The organism is Yoonia sp. F2084L, from assembly GCF_023015625.1.
In the GTDB taxonomy this organism is placed as follows: domain Bacteria; phylum Pseudomonadota; class Alphaproteobacteria; order Rhodobacterales; family Rhodobacteraceae; genus Yoonia.
On the sequence record NZ_JALKAH010000003.1, the window covers coordinates 136,079 to 155,333 of the forward strand.

Consider the following 19,255-nt stretch of genomic DNA (forward strand, 5'->3'; position numbering starts at 1 on the left):
GTGGATTGTTCATTTCTTGAGGATGCACTGATGACTGCTGACGCTGATGTCGCGGATAACGCGCCGAAAAAGGGGGGCAAACTCCCTTTGATAATAGGACTTGTGCTTGCCATCGTTGGTGGGGCAGGTGGGTTTCTTGCAGTGCAGGCCGGGCTACTGGGCGGCTCCGAATCGACAGCAAAAGAAGCTCCGACAGATACAAAGGACGCAGCTGCGGCGACTGTTTACTTTGTCGCAATCGACCCTTTGGTCATCTCGTTGCCAAGTTCTGGCGGGCGCGATCACCTAAGATTCGCCGCCCAATTGGAGGTCGTGCCAGCCTATGTCGCCGAGGTTGAAGCGATCAAACCCCGCGTCGTTGATGTGTTGAACGGGTATTTGCGTTCGGTGGACCTCGCCGAATTGGAAGACCCGGCGGCCTTGATCCGACTGCGCGCACAAATGCTTCGTCGCGTGCAAGTTGTGACTGGTGAAGGGCGGGTGAATGACCTGCTTATTATGGAATTTGTACTTAGCTAGAAAGGCAACCCACATGAACATGATTGCAGATATACTGTTGGTGGCAGGGGCCTTCGGTGCAGCCCTTTACTGTTTTGTTCTGTCGCGCAGATTGCGGCGCTTTACCGACCTTGAAAAAGGGGTTGGCGGTGCTGTTGCAGTGTTGGCTGTGCAGGTCGATGACCTGACAAAGACGCTCAACCGTGCGCAGGGGACGGCAGAATCGTCTGTGGCGCAACTTGATGATGTCAGCACACGTGCTGAGGCTGCTCAACAGCGGCTCGAACTTCTGGTGGCGTCTTTGCATAATCTGCCGGAACCGCCACCACCTGCCGATACCAAACAGGCGGATAGCCCGTTCTTTGTCCGCAGATCCGCCACTGAAAGTGTGCATTCATGAGGGCGCGCATTTCACGGCGAAAACGGTTCGGTGTACTGCATATAGTGGCAGGGTTCCTTGTTGCATCGGCAATGATACGGCTTGGTGGTGGTGTGACCGGACCTGCAATGGCTGACGAAGCTATTGGAATGATGGAGGAAACGACGATTGCACCGGTGCTTACCGGTGAGTCGGATGCCTTGCTCGCGGCGTTTCAGGACCGCGAAGAACGCCTTGCTGCGCGTGAGGCGATGTTGCGCGACCGGATGCAAGCTCTGCATCTGGCCGAGGTTGAAATTGAGGACAAGTTGCAGGCGCTTCTTGCTGCTGAAACTGCGTTGAGCGAGATGATTATCCTTGCCGATGGTGCCGCAGAAACAGATTTGGCGCGTCTCACATCGGTCTATGAGAACATGAAACCAAAAGAGGCGGCGGCCCTTTTTGAAGAAATGCCACCTCAGTTTGCAGCAGGCTTCTTGGGCATGATGCGCCCAGATGCAGCAGCGCTGATCATGACCCAGCTTGAACCAGAAACCGCCTATTCCTTCAGTGTTGTCCTTGCCGGACGCCATGCAAATGTGCCCACGCAGTAGCCGCTGAGGAAAAGTTAATCCCTGTGATTTAGAAGGGGATTCGAATTACGGATTGAAACCTGCATAAAAGGAATTGAATTGCATGGTCGGTTTGATCGGCATTGTTATCGTCTTTTGTACCGTTTTTGGCGGCTACCTTTTGGCGGGCGGCAAAATGGGCATTATTCTCAAGGCGTTACCGTTTGAGATGTTGATGATCTGTGGTGCGGCAATCGGCGCTTTCGCAATCAGCAATGATGGTTCCGGCATCAAGCATACGGTCAAAGACCTCGGTAAGGTTTTTAAGGGTCCAAAATGGAAGGCAGAGGATTACCGTGATCTGCTTTGCATGCTGTTTGAGTTGATCCGGGTTGCGCGCACCAATCCCGTCGCACTTGAGGGTCATATCGAAGCGCCGGATACTTCAACAATTTTTGGCAAATACCCAAAAATACTTGGCGATAGTGAAGCTATTGCTTTGATCAGTGACACGTTGCGATCCGCCTCTATGAATTACGATGATCCGCACCAGGTTGAGGAAATTCTCGAAAAACGGATTGAGGCGACGCTGCATCACAAGCTGCATTCGACACATGCGTTGCAAACGGTGGCTGACGGGCTGCCGGCACTGGGCATCGTTGCTGCGGTGTTGGGTGTGATCAAAACGATGGCTTCTATTGATCAACCACCAGAGGTGCTGGGCAAGTTGATCGGTGGCGCACTTGTTGGGACGTTTCTGGGCGTTTTTCTGGCTTATGGATTTGTCGGGCCGTTCTCCAACAAGGTGAAGGCAGTGGTCGAAGAAGACGCCCATTTCCATCAGCTCATCCGCGAAGTTTTGGTCGCCAACCTTTATGCGCATGCGCCTAACATCTGTGTTGAGGTTGGCCGCCAGAATATGCCAAGCCGCTACCGCCCGACGTTTTCCGATATGGAGGATGCGCTGAAGGCAACAAAGCAGGATGCAGCATGAGGTTGCCAGCCATCCTAATGACTATGGTCTTATGGTCGCTGCCCGCGTTTTCGGCGCAGATTGATGTGCAAACGGGTGAACACGCGGATTTCACGCGTGTTGTGCTGACGCTACCGGTAGGTGCGGAATGGCGCCTGGGGCGGCGGGCCGAGGGCTATGTATTGCGTGTTCCTGAAGCCGAGGGTTTCGACCTTTCCGGCTTTTTTGACATAATACCGCGTCAACGTATCACTGCCGTTTCGCAGGACGTGGTCAATGGTGAGTTACGGATTGATGTGGAGTGTGTATGCAATGCGCGGGCCTATCTGTTTCGGTCAGACTTGCTTGTCATTGATGTGCGAGACGGGCCACCAGCGCGGATTTCGTCCTTTGAGTTAACTCTTGATCCGGTCATGTCGGGAACAGAAAGCTCGCCACGCCCTGTTCCTCGCCCTGCATACGATGTGCCACGAAGCCGCCTATTGCCCTTGGTGACCTCATTGGCACCAGGGCCTATTGTCACAACAACGTCAACTGCTTCGACTGTCACAACGTCGCGTTTAATAGAGGACCCCGAAACACCAGAGGCGACGAACGACGACATTCGCGATGCTATTGCGACGCTCGAGCAATCAATTGCCGCCGGATTGGGCAATGCCCTGACCGGCGGTTTGCTGGAAGGCGATTTGGCAGGCACAGAATCAACTTCGGAGGCCGTTGCGGACCGCCTGGAAAGCATCGTCAGACACACGTCCGGGCTGCCTGGCGTGAATGCAAGGACAAGCGTTGATCCAAACACTCTCCCGACGGTCAGTGCGCCTGATCAGACACAAACAGGTCAGTCCTGCCTGCCGGATGCGTATTTTGATGTGGGCTCTTGGGGTGATGGGCGCCCATTTTTCGACCAGCTCAATGCTGCCAGAAGGGCGATTGTGCCAGAGTTTGAACGTATTGATGAAGAGGCAGTGACACGCCTCGCGCGGCTTTACGTCTATTTTGGGTTTGGGCGCGAGGCGATTCAGACCTTGGGTATTGATCAGGTCAGGTCACAAGAGCGGCAGTATTTACAGGCGATGGCGCGGTTGGCCGATAGTGATCAACCGGATGCAGACCTGTTCGATGGGCAGGTGAGCTGCCCGTCTTTTGTGGCTCTCTGGGCCTTTCTTGCGTCACCGACCCTGCCGTTCGATGCGAAAGTCGATAATATCGCGGTTCTGACGACCTATCGGTCTTTGCCGGTATCGCTGCAAAGGGTCGTTGGCGTGCCTTTGTCTGAAAAGCTGCTTGAAATCGGTGACACCGACGCCGCCTTGCAAGTGCTTGGGTTGGTCCAGGATGAGGGCCGAACGGATTCGGATCGCGTTCTTGCCGATGCGGGGTTACTGGATGCCTTGGGTGAAAGTGAGGATGCGGTTCAGGTGGTGTCTGATGCAGCGCGGAACGATGCGCGTGCAACTCCTGAGTTGATGATCAAGTTCTTTGAAGACGGTATTGATGCTGACACGCCATTTTCAGATGCTGACTTTGTGCTGGCTGATGCGCTGCTATTTGAACAACTCGGGGGGCCAGACGCCGCTGATTTGGCGGCGGCACAGATAAGGGCATATGTTTCGGTTGGGCGTTTTAACGATGCAATCAGTCTATTTGCCCGGTCGGAGCGAGACCTTGGCGCGGATAAAGGCCCGCCGCTCAAGAACCAGATATACGCTGGTGCCGCCGCCGCGATGGATGACATCGGTTTTTTGCGCCTTGTCGTGACAGATGACGATGTGCCGTTGGAAGATGCGACTCGCAACGCCATTGCGGATAGGTTGATCACCTTAGGTTTTCCCGATAGGGCGCAACAGTTTCTCGGACCGTCCGAAGATGATGACAGGCCCGAACAGCTGTATCTTCAGGCTGAGGCCGCAATCGCATTGGGCCAACCTGAGGTTGCCGTTCAAACACTGGCGGGTCGTGACACTGAGCGCGCGCAACAAATCATTGCAGAAGCGCAGGTTGCCAGTCTGACGCGTGCGATCTTGGCGCGAGATCGCGATGCGACACCAGAGCAGACTGATGAGAGCAGTGACCAAAGGTTCGCTGAGATTGTAGGGCAGTTTGGACAAGCCGAGCGGGGTTTGTTGAATCTCGAAGCGCCGCTTACGAGCGGTCGCGCTCTGCTGGAAAGTTCAGCACAGTCGCGCGAAACACTTGAGAACCTGCTAGAGACCTTCGCCGCACCTGAGGCATTCTGAAATCAAGCCGATCACCTCGCAATTTATCAAAGTTTTAACGACCCGTCCCTATTGATGGGTTCTCACGTCTAAGCTTTGGGGATGGCAGAATGCCAGTATGTGCAAAATCATCGCGCCGGATGTGGCAGTTGGCAAAGGTCTTAGCCTGCTCTCGTGTTCACTTTGGGTTGCTCTGGGCCGCTCTAAGATGACCGGCCTTACGCTGCGCGACATTTTTCAGCCGACGATCCTGTTGGCGATGGGGCTGATTGCCGTCATTGTCATGATGATTTTGCCGATGCCAGCATGGGTATTGGACATTGGATTGGCGGCATCATTCGCCCTCGCCATTTTGATCTTTACGGTCACGTTGTTCATCGACCGACCGTTGGATTTTTCCGCCTTTCCGACGGTGCTTTTGGCTTCTTTGGTATTGCGGCTATCATTGAATGTGTCGTCGACCAAATTAATCATCGGTGAAGGGCACACAGGCACCGACGCAGCAGGCGACGTCATCGAAGGGTTTGCGATGTTCGTCATGGGCGGCAGTGTACTGCTAGGCGTCGTCGTCTTCTGTGTACTTTTGATTGTCAATTTTGTTGTCATCAACAAAGGGGCCACCCGGATGGCGGAAGTCGGGGCGCGGTTCGCGCTTGACGCTATGCCCGGCAAACAGTTGGCGATTGATAGTGATGTAGCCGCAGGCGCGATCGACCACCTCGAAGCGAAGGCGCGCCGGGAACGGGAACAGGCTGAAACAACGTTCTTCGGTTCACTTGATGGGGCATCAAAATTCGTGAAAGGTGACGCCATTGCCGGTTTGCTTATCACGGCGCTAAACCTGATCATGGGACTGATCATCGGCATAACGGTCCATGGTATGCCAATCGGGGATGCCTTTGAAACATATGCCATATTGACGGTTGGTGATGGCCTGGTTTCACAAATACCCGCTGTTGTGATTTCAATTGCTTCGGCATTATTGCTTGCCCGCGGCGGATCAACAGGTGCAACAGATATTGCCTTGGTCGCACAGTTGGGCCGGCACCCAGCGGCACTTGCGACGGTAGCTCTTTTGATGGCATTGCTTGCTTTGGTGCCGGGTCTGCCGTTCATTCCGTTCTTGGTTGGCGCGCTGACATTGGGCGGCTGTTCGATGATGATGTCAACTGCGGCAAAAAAGGCGAAGTTGGCTGAGGTGGACACCGCCCAGCCACAAGAAGATGTGCCAGCAAAAACCTCTATGGGTGACGTGCTTGATCTGGATGATATCCATGTGGAGTTTGCCCCAGATCTGGTCGATATGGTTCTTGATCCCGGCACTGGACTGGATGCGCGGATTGCAAATATGCGCAGCCATGTCGCAACAGATTTTGGCGTCTTGCTGCCCGAAATCCGACTGACCGATAACGCGGCTTTGCCGCCGGGATGCTATGTGGTGAATGTGCAAGGGGTCGAGCAGGTGCGCGATACTTTGGTGTCCGGGCAAGTTTTGGCGCTGATGTCGGAAACGGCCGACGCGGATTTGTCTGGCGACTTGGTCAAAGAGCCGGTTTTTGGTGCACCGGCACGTTGGATTGACCCATCGCAGCAGGAAACGGCCGCACTTGCCGGGTTGACGACCGTGCAACCGACAGAGGTCCTTGCCACGCATCTGCTTGAGATCGTAAAACGAAATTTCTCTCGCCTTTTGACCTTTAAAGCACTGCGCCGCAGGCTGGATGAAATGGCCAATCTAAGCGATCCTGACAGGGCCGAGGCAAACAGGCGCATGCTGGATGAGCTTATCCCAGATAAGGTCCCGATTGATGTGTTGCTGTCCGTTCTGCGGTTGCTATTGGAGGAACGGGTTTCAATCCGTAACCTGCCCCTGATAATTGAAGCGACCGCTGAGGGGCGTCAGCTTTTTCAAACGGTTGATGGCATCGCCGAGCATGTGCGTCAAAGGCTTGGCTTTCAACTTGTGGCCAATATGCGCCGTGGGGATGGGACAATTCCTTTGGTGCAATTGGCGCCGGAATGGGAAGATACGTTTACAACCTATGAAATTCGGACGGATCGGGGCAGTGGTGATGTGGCATTGCCGCCTGACAGTTTTAATCAATTGGCCGAAGGGATCGCCGAAAAACTTGGGCAAGCTGCAGAAGCCGGGGCCTATGCAGCCGTTGTCACCTCAACCCGGCGTCGGCGATTTTTGCGGACGGTCATGGCTGCGAAGGGGATCATGAACCCGGTCCTGTCGTTCGAAGAGATCGGCATAGATGCACGCCCTGCGCTGGTCGGGTTGGTGCCAGCGTGATGGATACGTTGTTTGATCTCATGCCTTACTCGCAATCCGTCATGTGGTCAGGTTTTGCAGTTTTTACCCGCGTTGGCGCAATAATGGCGGTATTGCCTGCATTTGGGGACCAGCCGGTGCCAACGCGGGTGCGGCTTGTGCTGGCGGTGATGTTTTCGATGATCGTCGCACCTGCCGTCGCGCCGCAAGTGGTGACCTTGCCTGATACAGCAATGGCCGCTGCAAAAGTGCTAGGGCCAGAGGCGTTGACGGGGTTGTTTTTCGGGATATGCCTTCGGTTTTTCATCCTGGCCTTGCAGATCGCAGGTTCAATCGCGGCGCAATCAACGTCTTTATCACAGATTTTTGGTGGGACCGCCGTTGTCGACCCGCAACCGGCAATCGGTCACGTCCTCGTCGTTGCAGGCACGGCCCTGGCCGCATTGATGGGGCTGCACGTTCAAGCCGCCAGTTACATGATCCAAAGCTATATGATCGTACCCTTTGGAAATGCGCTCGATACGCGTTTCGTCGCTGAAGTCGGCGTGCAAGAGGTCGCGCGGGCCTTTGGGCTAGGGTTCACTTTGGCTGCGCCATTTTTGATTGCGTCTTTGATTTATAATGTGGTCCTAGGCGTTATTAACCGTGCAATGCCGCAATTGATGGTGTCCTTTGTCGGCGCGCCCGCGTTGACGGCGGGTGGCCTGCTCTTGTTTTTCTTGACCGCCCCTTTGATGCTGGCACTTTGGTTTGCCGCTTTTTCTGCATTCATGGAAACACCTTTTGACGGGTGGCCATGAGCGAGCAAGACCAGGATGAAGATAAGCAGTATGAACCAAGCCAGAAAAAGCTGGATGATGCGCGAAAAAAAGGGGAAATCGCGCGGTCTGCAGATCTAACAACAGCGGCGTCCTACGCGGGACTTTTGATTGTTATGCTGACGGTCGGGCCTGCTGCCCTTGGCGGTTTGGCGACGACCATGTCGATCATGTTAGAGCAGGCATCAGACCTGTCGCAGCTGATTTTTGCGGGGTCAGGTACGTCGCTGCATGGCGGCATTCTGCAACAAATCAGTTGGGGTATGGCCCCTTGGTTTCTTATTCCTGCGGTGTTTGCAATCGTATCTGTTACCGCACAACGTGCATTTTTGTTCACAGGCAGCAAGGTCGCACCGAAACTGAGCCGTATCTCGCCGATCTCGGGGGTGAAGAACAAATTTGGCCGCCAAGGGCTGTTTGAATTCGCAAAGAGCACGTCAAAACTGATCATCTATTGCGTTATTATGGGTTTCTTTCTGGTCGGTGAGATCGAGCGGATCATCGGCAGCATGCATCTTCCACCGCGTTTGGTCGTCGTAGAGTTGGGTCAGATGCTAATCGTGCTGATGGGCATCGTGTTTGTGGTTGCGCTGACCTTGGGCAGCGTCGACTTTCTTTGGCAGAGTGCGGAACATACCCGCAAAAACCGCATGAGCCGCAAGGAAATGATGGATGAATTGAAGCAGGCCGAAGGCGACCCGTTCGTCAAGCAGCAGCGCCGCCAGCGTGGACATGAGATTGCAATGAATCAGATGCTACGCGATGTGCCGACGGCCGATGTGGTGATCGTGAACCCAACGCATTATGCCGTGGCACTAAAGTGGGACAAGACTGCAGCGCAGGCCCCGATTTGTGTCGCGAAAGGGGTTGATGAAACCGCCGCAAGTATCAGAGCGCTTGCCGCTGAACACGGCGTGCCGTTGCATTCGGATCCACCAACCGCGCGGGCCCTGCACGCTGAGGTGTCTCTGGGGCAAGAAATTGCAACAGAGCACTATCGTGCGGTCGCCGCCGCCATCCGCTTTGCCGAAGAACTGCGCAAAAAGGCACACCGATGACGTCGTTGCGTGAGAAACATGAGGCACTGACAAGAATTGCTGACCTGCGGTATCAATCCGTTCAGCTAGAGATGGCAAAGCTGTTGGAGCAGGAACGCGCGTTGCGCCGTAACCTTATGCAACTTGTGCAGCAAAAACAGACAAGGTCCGCTCAGCTTATGGCACAAGATCTTGCGTCATTGACCGCTGGCGTTGATCTGCGTTGGCATCGTTGGATTGATCAGCGACAAACCACTATCAATTTGGAACTGGCGCAGGTTCTGGCCCAACAGGCAGAAATACGGGTAAAGCTGAAAAATGCCTTTGGCAAAAGTCAGGTGGCGCAGGCCCTGTCTGCCCGGGCGGCATTGCATGAACGCCTGATCAAAGACCGGCGGGCGCGTTACGAATCCTGACGCACGATGTCGATGACCAGTACGTCGGTCACGCGGTCGCCAATCACGTCTTCGGCGGCGCGCAACAGTTCATTGCGCAGTGCCCGCATTTTGGTGCCACGCGTGAAGTTGCCAGAAAAACCACCGGTATTTGCATGATCAAACATGACCTGCAAAAATCGATCCCGAAGCTTTGGTTCTGCCGAAAAAACTGCTGTGCGGCTGCCGACGGTGACCTCAAGGTTCAGCGACATCACCACGAGGGCGGCAACTTTTCCGTCTTCAAGAACGGGAATGATAAACTGGTTGTTCAGTTTGGCGTATTCGCGCTCTTCGGTTTCTTCAACGGCTGGGGCAGCGGGTTCAGTCGGATCCTCACCTGCTTCGACATCCGCCGCTATGTCTGCTGGGTCCGGTTCTGGTTTCAGTAGCAGGCCCGCGCCAACCCCGGAACCAACCCCGACCAACAACATGACAATTGGTATCAAGATAGCTTTCATTAAGAACTCTCCGATATGAGCCTAGAACGGCAGCACATTTTCCAAAATCTGTTGCCCGACGCGCGGTTGCTGCATGTCGGTGATTTGACCGCGACCCCCATATGAAATGCGCGCAGATGCGATTTTGTCGTAGGTGATTTCGTTTTGGCGTGTGATGTCTTGGGGCCTGACATAGCCAGTCACGATTAGTTCACGCAGTTCGAAATTCACCCTGACCTCCTGGCGTCCAATGATGGCCAACACACCATTTGGCAGCACATCGGTGATCGTCACTGCAACCCGCAACGTAAGCCGTTCATTCCGCCGGACAGATCCATCTCCTGAGCTGTTGCTTTGTGAATTCAGATCAACAAGGCCGGCACTGGTCGCCCCATCTGGCAGCCGCTTGTCGAGCCTTTGCGGTACGCCAAAAAGTTGCGATAGCCCCGCTTGCTGCGACCCGGATCGCGACCGGTCGGAAGAGTTTGAAATCTCTGCGCTGTCATCAATTTCGATAACAACGGTCATGATATCACCACGGGTCATTGCGCGCCGGTCCCCCAAAAGCGATCCCCGGTCGCCTGTCCAAAGCGATGCCCGCGAAGATGGCCCCAGAGCTGTTGTTGCGATCGGTGCGGGTAGGCCGGGGGTTTGCATTGCGGCGCTTTCACTATTCTGAACGACGGGTGAAAACGGCGGTGGCGTCCCGACTGGCGTACTGCTGCAGCCGGATATCGCGATCAGGCCAGCACCGGCCCAGTTTCTAAGCGGTCTATTGCACGACATATGCAGCTCCGTCTGATCCGATTGTGGCAGACACAGTTGTTCGCGATGCCGTGTTCATCACCCGTATTCTGTCGCCCGGCCCGGCCCGGCCCAATGCGCGCCCTTCGGTCGAAATGATCAGGCCGTTATTGTTGTAATACAGTGGGACCAGTTGGTTGCGTTCAACCACTGCTGGGGCACCGACATTGCCCATCTGGATGGGTCGCCCCGCAAAGAGTGCGACACGCGCTTCCAGCCCGATGATTTGCGCAGGATCGCTGGCCGCGCCCGGTGTGTCGCGATTGCTGATCGTTAGATCCTCAGGTGCGATCACCGTCAGTGCCGGTATGGTGCGCACGGCTACAACCGTGTCAGCCACCGCCGATGTGGACAGACACGTCAGCAGGGCGATCAGACGGATCATCGCAGCTGCACCATCGCGCTGAGCATTTGGTCAGCCGCTGTGATGACTTTGGAATTCAACTCATACCCGCGCTGCGCTTCGATCAGGTCTGTGACCTCGCGTACCGGATCAACGGAACTGTCTTCTAGATATCCTTGCCGCAATACGCCAAGGCCATCTTGCCCCGGGGATGCGACGGCAGAGGGACCTGATGCTGTTGTTTCACGAAAAAGGTTTGATCCAATGGCCTCTAACCCCTTGGGGTTGGTGAACCCAGCCAATGAAAATTGTCCCAAAAGTTGCGGCTGTACTTCGTCGGCAAAGTAGCCGAAAACCTCGCCTTCGGCGTTGATTGAGATTGATCGCGTATCGCGCGGCACAGTGATGTCAGGCACAACGGGATATCCATCGGATGTTACGATCAGGCCGTCGCCGGTCAGTTTTAGGGCTCCATCGCGCGTATAGGCCGAAACCCCTGATGGCAGCGTAACCTCAAGATAGCCATCGCCCTCAATTGCGAGGTCAAGATCGCCACCGGTCGCCCCCAAAGACCCTTGGCTGAGCATCACTGAAACAGCCGTTGCGCGAACGCCAAGCCCAAGCTGAACGCCGGTAGGCAGAACAGTCCCGTCGGATGCATTAATTGTGCCTGGTCGCGCAAGTTGCTGATAGTGGAGGTCAGCGAACTCTGCCCGCCGCGCATTATAGCCCGTCGTGTTCATATTCGCGAGGTTGTTTGAGATAACCTCAACCCGCATTTGCTGGGCTGTCATGCCGGCGGCCGCTATTTTCAGTGCTCGCATAGTGTCTGTCCCTTATCTGCTTCGGATCGCTTCGATTACGCTTCTGATGCGTTCATCTTCTTTGTCGATAAAGCTTTGACCCAGTTCATAGGCGCGCTGCACCTCGATCATGCGGCTGACTTGCAGGATGGGATCGACATTGGAGGCTTCGAGAAATCCTTGCATCATGCGGCCGTCTAGGGTGGGCTCAAACCCTCCGCGCGCATCAAATAGGACGCCGCTTTCACGTACCATCTGGGTCGGGTCGGTTGGTAGAAACAGACCAATCTGGCCGATTGGCTGACCGCCCGCACTCATCGTGCCGTCAGGTGCGATGCCGACACGCCCCACACCTTGTGGAACAAAGACCGGTGCCCCCCCCGCATCCAAGACGCGGTTGCCATCGGCAGTCACAAGATCACCGTTTTCATTTGGCCGAAACGCGCCAGCGCGCGTCAGGCGTTGCCCGGCGGCCGTTTCAATCAGAAAGAACCCTTCACCTTCAATCGCAAGGTCAAATGCCCCGCCGGTTTGCCCCAGGCTGCCTTGGCTCATAACCGTATCGCGGACGGTTGCGGTGGCCATCGAAAGTGAATCTGCGTCAGGGCCCAATGCCTTGACATGTTCGGCAAACATCACCTTTTCCGCGCGAAACCCGTCAGTTGATGCATTGGCGATATTGTTGGCCAATACCTGCATTTCATGCATCAGCCCTGACTGTCGTGTCAGCGCCGTGTAAGATGCATTGTCCATCCTAAAAGCCCCCTGCGATAATCGGGATCAACGTATTTTGAAACAACGAAACAAGTGTTTCCGACATGAACGCCATTGTGATCCAGAAAACCCCGATGATCGCCGCCAGTTTTGGCACGAATGTCAGTGTCATTTCCTGAATGGAGGTCAGTGCCTGAAACAGGCCCACGACCAAACCGGATGCCAACGCCACCGTCAGGATTGGGATCGAAATTACAAAGGCGACCCACAGGCTTTGGCGCAAGGTGTCGTAAAACAGGGCTTCGCTCATCAGACTGGCATCCGCAGGATTTCCTGATACGCCTCAACCACGCGGTCGCGAACAGTAACGGCAGTCTGCACTGCCAGTTCTGTTTGCGCCAAAGCCGCGACAAGCGCATGCGGGTCGGCCCCGGTGGTCATGGCCTGCATTGCGGCTGTTTCGCTTGCTTGCAAGGTTGCGGCAAAATCATTTGCCGCCGCTGCAAACATCCCAGTTCCGCTGGCCTGATCGGGCGCTGTTGCTGTCTTGCTAGCGGCATAATTCTGGGCAACGAGTGAGCTGATATCCATATCTATATTCCTTATCTGCGAAGTAGATCCATCAAGGCCGACGACATTTGCCGGACCTGATCAAACATTTTGAGGTTGGCCTCATAGCTGCGCTGGGCCTCGCGGGCGTCTGCGATTTCGATCAACAGGTTGACGTTTGATCCGTCATAATGCCCTGTTTCATCGGCAAGCGGATTGGCCGGGTCATAAATGCGGGTCAGTTCTGTTTGGTCCAACCGCATGCGGCCGGTTTCAACCGCGCCGGACCGACGCCCGTTTTCAACCATTTCCTGAAATGCAATCGTCTTACGCTGATAGCCAGGTGTGTCGGTGTTGGCGATGTTTTCGGAAACGTGGCGCAGCCGGTTGGCTTGCGCTTTCATCCCGCTTGTCGCGACAGACATCGCGTCACTGAAATCAGTCATATGTCCCCCTTAATTTCTACCAAGGCTGGTGCGGATAATGGTCATTGTGTGCCGATAAATCGTCAGCGCACGGTTGTGTTCCCGGCTGACGGCAACGGATTGCAACATCTCATCCTCGACCGAGACCGTATTGCCGTTCGGTGATGGGGTGCCGGTAGCGGTCAGATCGCGCGGGGCACTATCTGTGCCCGCAGCCATTTGCATGTGGCCGGGCCGGGTAGCCCGCATATGCGACGGGCCAGATGCATCATAGGCGTCGCGAAAAGCGGCTATGCTCTGTGCCTGAAAACCTGGCGTATCGGCGTTTGCGATATTGCGCGCAACGACCGCCTGCCGTGCGCCTGCATGGCGTGCCATCGCGGCGGCTGTTTGGAATAAATCCAAAGAATCATACATCGGGGGTTCTCCCTCGCTTGGTTTCAACGAAGGATTAAGGGTGATTCCTTAAGAAGAGGTGTGTGGTTAACCAACAAGGTGCGAATGTGCAGAAAAATATACTTGATCAGATGCAACTGGCGATCTCTTCTTTGCGCGGTTTGCATGCCGTTGGCCGGGTCATTGGTGTGGCCGGTGGCACCGTGCAGGCCCGGTCATCAGCATCCAGCGTGCGGCTGGGTGATCGCGCCCAAGTATGCACTGGCCACACGTCGCTGAGCGGTGAAATTGTAAAGCTGGATCAGGGTGTTATTCATATTCTTATTGATGGCGATAGCACCGGTATCTCGATTGATGACCGGGTCATTCTGGACCCGCCACCAACATTTGCACCTCATGCCTGTTGGATCGGTCGGGTGATCGACCCAGATGGAAAGCCTCTTGACGGGCGACCATTGTTGCCAGGCGATGCAGCGCGGGGATTGAATGCGTCGCCACCTGGATCGCATGCCCGGCGCGCGATGGGACAGCGGCTTGAAACGGGACTGGCTGTCTTTAACACGCTGCTCCCGATTGTGCGGGGGCAACGGATGGGTCTGTTTGCGGGTTCGGGTGTTGGTAAGTCGACACTTCTGGCGGACATGGCACGCGGAATGGCGACTGATGTGATCGTCATTGCTTTGGTGGGTGAACGTGGGCGCGAGGTCCGGCATTTCGTCGAAAACGTGCTTGGGCCGGAGGGCATGCAGCGCGCCGTTGTTGTCGCGGCGACGTCAGACCGTGCGCCGCAAGTGCGGCGGCGGTGCGCAGGCGCAGCGATGGCGGTCGCAGAGCATTTTCGCGACCAGGGTAAACAGGTCCTGCTGCTGATCGACTCTGTGACGCGGTTCTGCGAAGCGCACCGCGAAGTGGCGGTCGCTGGCGGTGAACATGCAAACCTTCGGGGTTTCCCGGCATCAACGGGTGCCGCGGTGGCGCAACTTTGCGAACGGGCCGGACCGGGCGTCGGCATGGCGGGCGATATCACAGCGATCTTTTCAGTCTTGGTGGCCGGATCTGATATGGAAGAGCCAATCGCGGATATGTTGCGGGGGATGCTGGATGGGCATGTTGTGCTTGATCGTGGTTTGGCTGAGAAAGGCCAATTTCCGGCTGTTGATGTGGTCCGATCCGTGTCGCGGTCCCTGCCGGATGCAGCAACGGTGCAAGAGAACGCAATCATTGCGAATGCGCGACGCAGCCTTGGCACCTATGCCGAGGCAGAGTTGATGATCCAATCGGGCCTATATGTCGCTGGATCCGATCCACAGATTGATGCCGCTATCCAATGCGCACCAGCCTTGAATGCGTTTCTAATGATGAAAGATCAGCGTGGCACATTAGCCCATTTTGCCAAGTTGCGGCAGGCATTGGCCAGTGGGCCAATGCAACATAGTGAACGACCTGATACCGCGGCCTAACGTAGGCTGTTAAAGCGCGGGGCTGATTGCAAAAGGGCCAACGCCGTCGAACTGGCCGTTGAAGCCGCGATTTCAGCTGCTTCTGACCGGACCAGGAACAGTCGGATCAGTTTTTCCTGTTCGCCCGGGTCGGTGAGATCCGCCAATTGGTCCGTCCCAAGCACAGAACGGGCGCGTTCCTGAAAAATCTCGCGCTGTTGGTCAAGATCAACGCTCGCGATGCTAGACGGCAATCCAAGGGCCGTTTGAAACACCGACCGCAGCGGTGCGTTTCCCATCACAGAGAACCACTGGCCCGCAGTGGTGGTGTTGCGCTCTAGGATATCGCCGATACCCTCGCTTACGTTTAGGGCAAGCCGGAGATCGTTGTTTTGGTCGCCCACGGCGCGCGCAAATTGTTGCGTTTCAAAGCGGTCAATGATTTCGTCCGGAAAGGTCGACAGGAAAGTACGCCCGGCCGGCAAATCACCAAACCCAAATGCGCTGCTAAACTCTTCGTATCGGTTGTCGGCCAAACGATTGGCAAGCGCGTCATCAGCGGTGGTTCCGTCTTCAAGGATCTTGCGAATGAAGAACGTGTTGTTGATATCGTCGTCAAGGCCAAATGCACCCAAGGCCACAGACAGCAATTGCCTGTCATTGACCAAATCGGCTGCATTGGTGATGCTGCCGATCTTTTCCCGAAAATAGTCTGTTGCGCGCGAAACCGGCTGACTTTCGTTAAAAGCCGTTTGCTGGGCTTCCATCGTCCGCTCAAGAAAGCGCCAGCCGACATAGCCGCTAAGGGGGACGATCGGTTGAAAGCTCATGATGGTCGTGCGGCAAGCAGGCGCGCCTCTCGCTGTAACAGGTTCCGTAGGGATTTAAGCGTGCGGTAGAAGTCCTTGCGCGTGACCGCATCAGTCGCGGCATCCAGATGCAAACGACTGTCATCATCAGTCAGTGCTTGGCTGAGTTGTTCAATCCCGCGCAGGATCTGCAGCTCTGCGTCTTCTTCGGCGACGTCGCCGGAAAGGACCAGTTGTGCAATATAGCAAACGCGGCGAACGGGTGTGTTCACCTCATCAGGACGGATCGCGTCCCGAAGGCGAAGGATGTTCGCATTGGGGGTCAGGATCGACAATCGACTGCGGCGATCACCGTTTTCAATGACGGCGCCATTCACAAGTACGCGTTCCTTGGGGTTCAACTTCAAGACCAGACCAGACATTAAGACTGCCTCTGCGCGTTGAGCCCACGCATGACGGCTGTGTTAATATCGACCAGTGGGGTAACATCAGCCAGACGCTTGATCACCAATGCACTGTGATGTTCGGTGAATTCAGCCAGATAGAAAAGCTGCGCACGCAATGCCTGAGGCAGTGCATTTTCAGCATCGGCAACACCCGCGGCCATAGTGACCCACATGCGGCGATTCTCATGCAAGGCAGCGACAAGAGCCGGGAAATCGGCCCGCAAACCGGTGTTGGCTTTGCGCAAGCGGGCAGTGATTTGGCTGATCAGCTGCGCCTCGACTGAGCGGTCCGAACGAATAGAGGTTTGGGTAGGAGCATAGGCTTGGTGAGCTTGTTCAATGACGTTCACGTGCGGTCCTTTCAGGGACAAGTTTGAACGGGAGCACAGTTTTACTGCGCCATGGGGGTTCGTGGCGCCGGGTTATCCCCGGCGCCACGCGCTATTGAATTACCGGAACAGCGACAGAATTGTCTGCGGTGCCTGGTTTGCAATCGATAGCGACTGCACACCCAGCTGCTGCTGCACCTGCAGCGCCTGCAAACGGGCCGATGTTTCTTCCATATCTGCATCCACAAGAGCGCCGATACCGGACCGCAAGCTGTCTGTCAGGTTCGAGATAAACTCGGACTGCGTGTCGATCCGACCTTGGCTGGAACCGAACTGTGCTGCGGAGTCGATGGTGGTGTCGATGTAGGTTTCGATATTGGCCAGAGCGGCCCGAACACCTTCATCTGTTGTTACATCCAACTTGTCCAAGCCAACAAGACCGCCTGTCGCCTCACCACCGGCGGCGCCAACATCGGTCAGGGTCTGGGCAGCACCGTCATTGTCGATCTGCAGAACCCATGCACCAGTTGTCTCGTCCTGGCGCACGCGGGTTTCAATGTTCTCGATACCTGCGCCATCAATCACGGTTTTCAAGCCGCGCGCGACATCTTCAAATGTTTCGCCCGGTCCAGCGACATAGTCGTAGTTCACACCGCCGATTGCGGCACGGTAGCTGTCGCCTTCGCTAACGCCGGCTGTGGTTGAGAATTCAATCTCAGATGCACGCGCGGTGATGGTCTGACTGTTAGATGTCGCTGCTGCTTGCGTGTCGCCATTGGCCGTTAGCGCGAATGTAGCCGCGCCTGTACCGCTGGTGTTCACCTCAACAGCATCGAATTTGGAGGTTGATGCGATGGTGATCGTCGCAGTGTTCACCGATGCTGTGATATCCTCGATCCCAGCAGCGTTGATCGCTGCGGTGATACCTGCAGCAAGATCGTCGGCCGAAGTTGTCGCAGTCGTAAAGCTGACAGTCTCACCCGCGATCTGGAAGTTATAGGTTTGATCAGCTGCGATTGTGCCTGCGACAAGCGCTGTTAGCTCATTCGCCCCGTTTGAGAACGCATCACCTGTACCGTCTGCAGCAAGGTTACCGCCCAGCGTGGTCGTTGCGTTCGCGCTAAGGTCTGCACCTGTGCCATAAACACCCGCATCAAAGCTGAGATCCTGACGGCCAACCGTGATGTTGGAAGATGTGACGGTACCGTCATTGGAGCGATCCAGCGAGGACAGGATATCGACGCTTTCGGTGCCCTGCAGCATGTTCAGCCCGTTAAACTGAGCCGCACCCACGACCGATGCGATCTGGCCAGAAAGAGCCTCTACATCGGCTTGCAGTTTCGTCCGGTCCACGTTTTCGCCTTGGGCCGCGACAATCTTTTCCTTCATATCATTGAGAAGGTCAGTCACCGTTTCGGCACCATTCCGCGCCACTGCAACAGAGGAAGACCCAAGTGACAGGCTTTCAGAGATCGCTTTGAAACCCTTCACGTCGGATTCCATGACCTTGGAAATCGCCCAAACGGCAGAGTTGTCGCGGGCTGATCCCACTTCTTTACCTGTTGAGATCATGGCTTGCGTTTTGCTGAGGTCCATATTGATGGATTTCAGCGTTTGCAGCGCAACCATTGCGCTGTTGTTCGTCAGAATACTGGACATGTTTCATGGTCCTTTAGGTTTGGCGCTTTGCACCGGGTTGGTTCGGGAATCCACAGGTTTTCTGCGGGTTGAAGCGTCGTTCTGACGAATGTCACCGATGCAGCATGTGCACCGGTTAGCCGTTATGGCGATGCCCCATACAAACCAATTTGGCCTAAACAACCTCTTAACTCGCGCGCAGAGAATAAAGCGCATTTGAACGAAATTAGGCCTTCTTTTCGATCGCCGTGCCGCCTGTTGGGACGACCGCCATTTTGCCTGCGTCATTATAAACCGTCAGGCCCATTTGCACGTCCTTCAGTGCCGCGATCCGTTTGCGGGCGGCATTGACCCCGTCAATAGCGGCGGCCAGCAGTGCCTGATTTTCACTGATGCGGAAATGAATATGCGCCAGCGCGGCTTTTGATGTGGTGACCTTGGTCAGCGCCTTTAAAGCCTGCTCTTTTCGTTTTTCCAGAGGGGGCAGCGCATCGTAGTTGCCAGCCAGCAAGGCGGCCTTTTCCTGTGTCAGAATATCATCGAGCGTTTTGGTGTTTTCATCCGCCATCAATGCGCACCTTCATTGCTTCAAACAGTGCCTCGGCCAGCCCGATGCCACCAGCCGCGACCATTTCTTCGGCTTGGGCTTCTCGCAGAAATGACGAGAACTGGTCTTCGCCAACACCGCCGCCGAAGGTATCCCGTGGCGCGCCGAGACCTGCGGATTTTAGCATTTCTGCCAAAAAAGTTGCCTCTAGTTTTTGGGCCGCACTGCGCAGTTTCGAATCGGTTTGTATATAGTCAGGCAGTGCTGAAATGGGCCGTGGCGGGGGCAATACAGGTGTCGTGTCCATCGGATTCTCCGTTGTTGAGTATTCGCAATTTGACCGACAGTCCTAAACATTCAGTAAGTTTTTGAAGGTTAGAAAAGGGCCA

25 protein-coding genes are annotated in these 19,255 nt (G+C 55.5%); 10 read left to right on the top strand and 15 right to left on the bottom strand.

What is annotated here, in order from left to right; all coding sequences use genetic code 11:
• Positions 1–30 precede the first annotated feature (30 nt).
• From MWU60_RS09320 to MWU60_RS09360, 9 genes are all read left to right on the top strand, one after another.
• Positions 31–519 (top strand): flagellar basal body-associated FliL family protein, encoded by a 489-nt coding sequence (locus MWU60_RS09320; RefSeq protein ID WP_247227000.1) that lies wholly within the window; start codon positions 31–33, stop codon positions 517–519.
• Between the two features lie 13 nt (positions 520–532).
• On the top strand, positions 533–898 hold the full coding sequence (locus MWU60_RS09325) for a hypothetical protein (protein ID WP_247227001.1): 366 nt from the start codon (positions 533–535) through the stop codon (positions 896–898).
• Between the two features lie 71 nt (positions 899–969).
• Positions 970–1,470 carry a hypothetical protein gene (locus MWU60_RS09330; protein ID WP_348644679.1) on the top strand — a complete coding sequence of 167 codons (501 nt, stop codon included), beginning with the start codon at positions 970–972 and terminating at the stop codon, positions 1,468–1,470.
• 82 nt (positions 1,471–1,552) lie between these two features.
• Positions 1,553–2,422 (top strand): flagellar motor stator protein MotA, encoded by an 870-nt coding sequence (motA, locus tag MWU60_RS09335; RefSeq protein WP_247227003.1) that lies wholly within the window; start codon positions 1,553–1,555, stop codon positions 2,420–2,422.
• Between the two features lie 17 nt (positions 2,423–2,439).
• The gene (locus tag MWU60_RS09340; RefSeq protein WP_247227004.1) at positions 2,440–4,638 is read left to right on the top strand and encodes a hypothetical protein; all 2,199 of its coding nucleotides are present in this window, start codon (positions 2,440–2,442) and stop codon (positions 4,636–4,638) included.
• Positions 4,639–4,825: 187 nt separating this feature from the next.
• Complete coding sequence (flhA, locus tag MWU60_RS09345; RefSeq protein WP_247227482.1) at positions 4,826–6,916, top strand: flagellar biosynthesis protein FlhA; 2,091 nt, start codon at positions 4,826–4,828, stop codon at positions 6,914–6,916.
• Entirely contained in the window at positions 6,916–7,695 is a 780-nt protein-coding gene (locus tag MWU60_RS09350; RefSeq protein WP_247227005.1) for a flagellar biosynthetic protein FliR, read from the top strand. Before flhA ends, MWU60_RS09350 begins: the two co-directional genes overlap by 1 nt.
• Positions 7,692–8,771: a flagellar type III secretion system protein FlhB gene (locus MWU60_RS09355; protein WP_247227006.1), complete on the top strand. Its 1,080-nt coding sequence runs from the start codon at positions 7,692–7,694 to the stop codon at positions 8,769–8,771. Before MWU60_RS09350 ends, MWU60_RS09355 begins: the two co-directional genes overlap by 4 nt.
• Positions 8,768–9,166, top strand: a complete 399-nt coding sequence (locus MWU60_RS09360; RefSeq protein WP_247227007.1) for a hypothetical protein — start codon at positions 8,768–8,770, stop codon at positions 9,164–9,166. Before MWU60_RS09355 ends, MWU60_RS09360 begins: the two co-directional genes overlap by 4 nt.
• Here MWU60_RS09360 and MWU60_RS09365 read toward each other — a convergent pair.
• Genes MWU60_RS09365 through MWU60_RS09405 form a run of 9 tightly spaced genes read right to left on the bottom strand, consistent with a single transcriptional unit; the run spans position 9,154 to position 13,679 of the window.
• A complete protein-coding gene (locus tag MWU60_RS09365; protein WP_247227008.1) occupies positions 9,154–9,645 on the bottom strand; it encodes a flagellar basal body-associated protein FliL in 492 nt (163 codons plus the stop codon). The two genes, MWU60_RS09360 and MWU60_RS09365, sit on opposite strands and share 13 nt — an antisense overlap.
• Positions 9,646–9,666: 21 nt before the next feature.
• The gene (gene flgH / locus MWU60_RS09370) at positions 9,667–10,410 is read right to left on the bottom strand and encodes a flagellar basal body L-ring protein FlgH (RefSeq protein ID WP_247227009.1); all 744 of its coding nucleotides are present in this window, start codon (positions 10,408–10,410) and stop codon (positions 9,667–9,669) included.
• Complete coding sequence (gene flgA, locus MWU60_RS09375; RefSeq protein ID WP_247227010.1) at positions 10,397–10,813, bottom strand: flagellar basal body P-ring formation chaperone FlgA; 417 nt, start codon at positions 10,811–10,813, stop codon at positions 10,397–10,399. Before flgA ends, flgH begins: the two co-directional genes overlap by 14 nt.
• On the bottom strand, positions 10,810–11,595 hold the full coding sequence (gene flgG / locus MWU60_RS09380) for a flagellar basal-body rod protein FlgG (protein WP_247227011.1): 786 nt from the start codon (positions 11,593–11,595) through the stop codon (positions 10,810–10,812). Before flgG ends, flgA begins: the two co-directional genes overlap by 4 nt.
• Positions 11,596–11,607: 12 nt before the next feature.
• Complete coding sequence (locus MWU60_RS09385; protein WP_247227012.1) at positions 11,608–12,327, bottom strand: flagellar hook-basal body complex protein; 720 nt, start codon at positions 12,325–12,327, stop codon at positions 11,608–11,610.
• A gap of 1 nt (position 12,328) precedes the next feature.
• Positions 12,329–12,601 (bottom strand): flagellar biosynthetic protein FliQ, encoded by a 273-nt coding sequence (locus MWU60_RS09390; RefSeq protein WP_247227483.1) that lies wholly within the window; start codon positions 12,599–12,601, stop codon positions 12,329–12,331.
• Positions 12,598–12,879 (bottom strand): flagellar hook-basal body complex protein FliE, encoded by a 282-nt coding sequence (fliE, locus tag MWU60_RS09395; protein WP_247227013.1) that lies wholly within the window; start codon positions 12,877–12,879, stop codon positions 12,598–12,600. The genes MWU60_RS09390 and fliE overlap by 4 nt, the downstream gene beginning before the upstream one ends.
• 11 nt (positions 12,880–12,890) lie before the next feature.
• A complete protein-coding gene (gene flgC, locus MWU60_RS09400) occupies positions 12,891–13,283 on the bottom strand; it encodes a flagellar basal body rod protein FlgC (RefSeq protein WP_247227014.1) in 393 nt (130 codons plus the stop codon).
• 9 nt (positions 13,284–13,292) lie between these two features.
• A complete protein-coding gene (locus MWU60_RS09405; protein WP_247227015.1) occupies positions 13,293–13,679 on the bottom strand; it encodes a FlgB family protein in 387 nt (128 codons plus the stop codon).
• 86 nt (positions 13,680–13,765) lie between these two features.
• Between MWU60_RS09405 and MWU60_RS09410 the strand changes: the two genes are divergently transcribed.
• Complete coding sequence (locus MWU60_RS09410) at positions 13,766–15,118, top strand: FliI/YscN family ATPase (RefSeq protein ID WP_247227016.1); 1,353 nt, start codon at positions 13,766–13,768, stop codon at positions 15,116–15,118.
• Here MWU60_RS09410 and MWU60_RS09415 read toward each other — a convergent pair.
• The 6 genes from MWU60_RS09415 to MWU60_RS09440 form a co-directional block, all read right to left on the bottom strand.
• Positions 15,115–15,927: a DUF1217 domain-containing protein gene (locus tag MWU60_RS09415; protein WP_247227017.1), complete on the bottom strand. Its 813-nt coding sequence runs from the start codon at positions 15,925–15,927 to the stop codon at positions 15,115–15,117. The two genes, MWU60_RS09410 and MWU60_RS09415, sit on opposite strands and share 4 nt — an antisense overlap.
• The gene (flbT, locus tag MWU60_RS09420; protein WP_247227018.1) at positions 15,924–16,328 is read right to left on the bottom strand and encodes a flagellar biosynthesis repressor FlbT; all 405 of its coding nucleotides are present in this window, start codon (positions 16,326–16,328) and stop codon (positions 15,924–15,926) included. Before flbT ends, MWU60_RS09415 begins: the two co-directional genes overlap by 4 nt.
• Positions 16,328–16,702, bottom strand: coding sequence for a flagellar biosynthesis regulator FlaF (gene flaF / locus MWU60_RS09425; RefSeq protein ID WP_247227019.1), 375 nt, complete (start codon positions 16,700–16,702; stop codon positions 16,328–16,330). Before flaF ends, flbT begins: the two co-directional genes overlap by 1 nt.
• 99 nt (positions 16,703–16,801) lie before the next feature.
• Entirely contained in the window at positions 16,802–18,340 is a 1,539-nt protein-coding gene (locus MWU60_RS09430; RefSeq protein WP_247227020.1) for a flagellin, read from the bottom strand.
• 205 nt (positions 18,341–18,545) lie between these two features.
• Positions 18,546–18,887 (bottom strand): flagellar protein FlgN, encoded by a 342-nt coding sequence (locus tag MWU60_RS09435; protein WP_247227021.1) that lies wholly within the window; start codon positions 18,885–18,887, stop codon positions 18,546–18,548.
• A complete protein-coding gene (locus MWU60_RS09440) occupies positions 18,877–19,173 on the bottom strand; it encodes a rod-binding protein (protein WP_247227022.1) in 297 nt (98 codons plus the stop codon). The genes MWU60_RS09435 and MWU60_RS09440 overlap by 11 nt, the downstream gene beginning before the upstream one ends.
• Between the last annotated feature and the right edge of the window lie 82 nt (positions 19,174–19,255).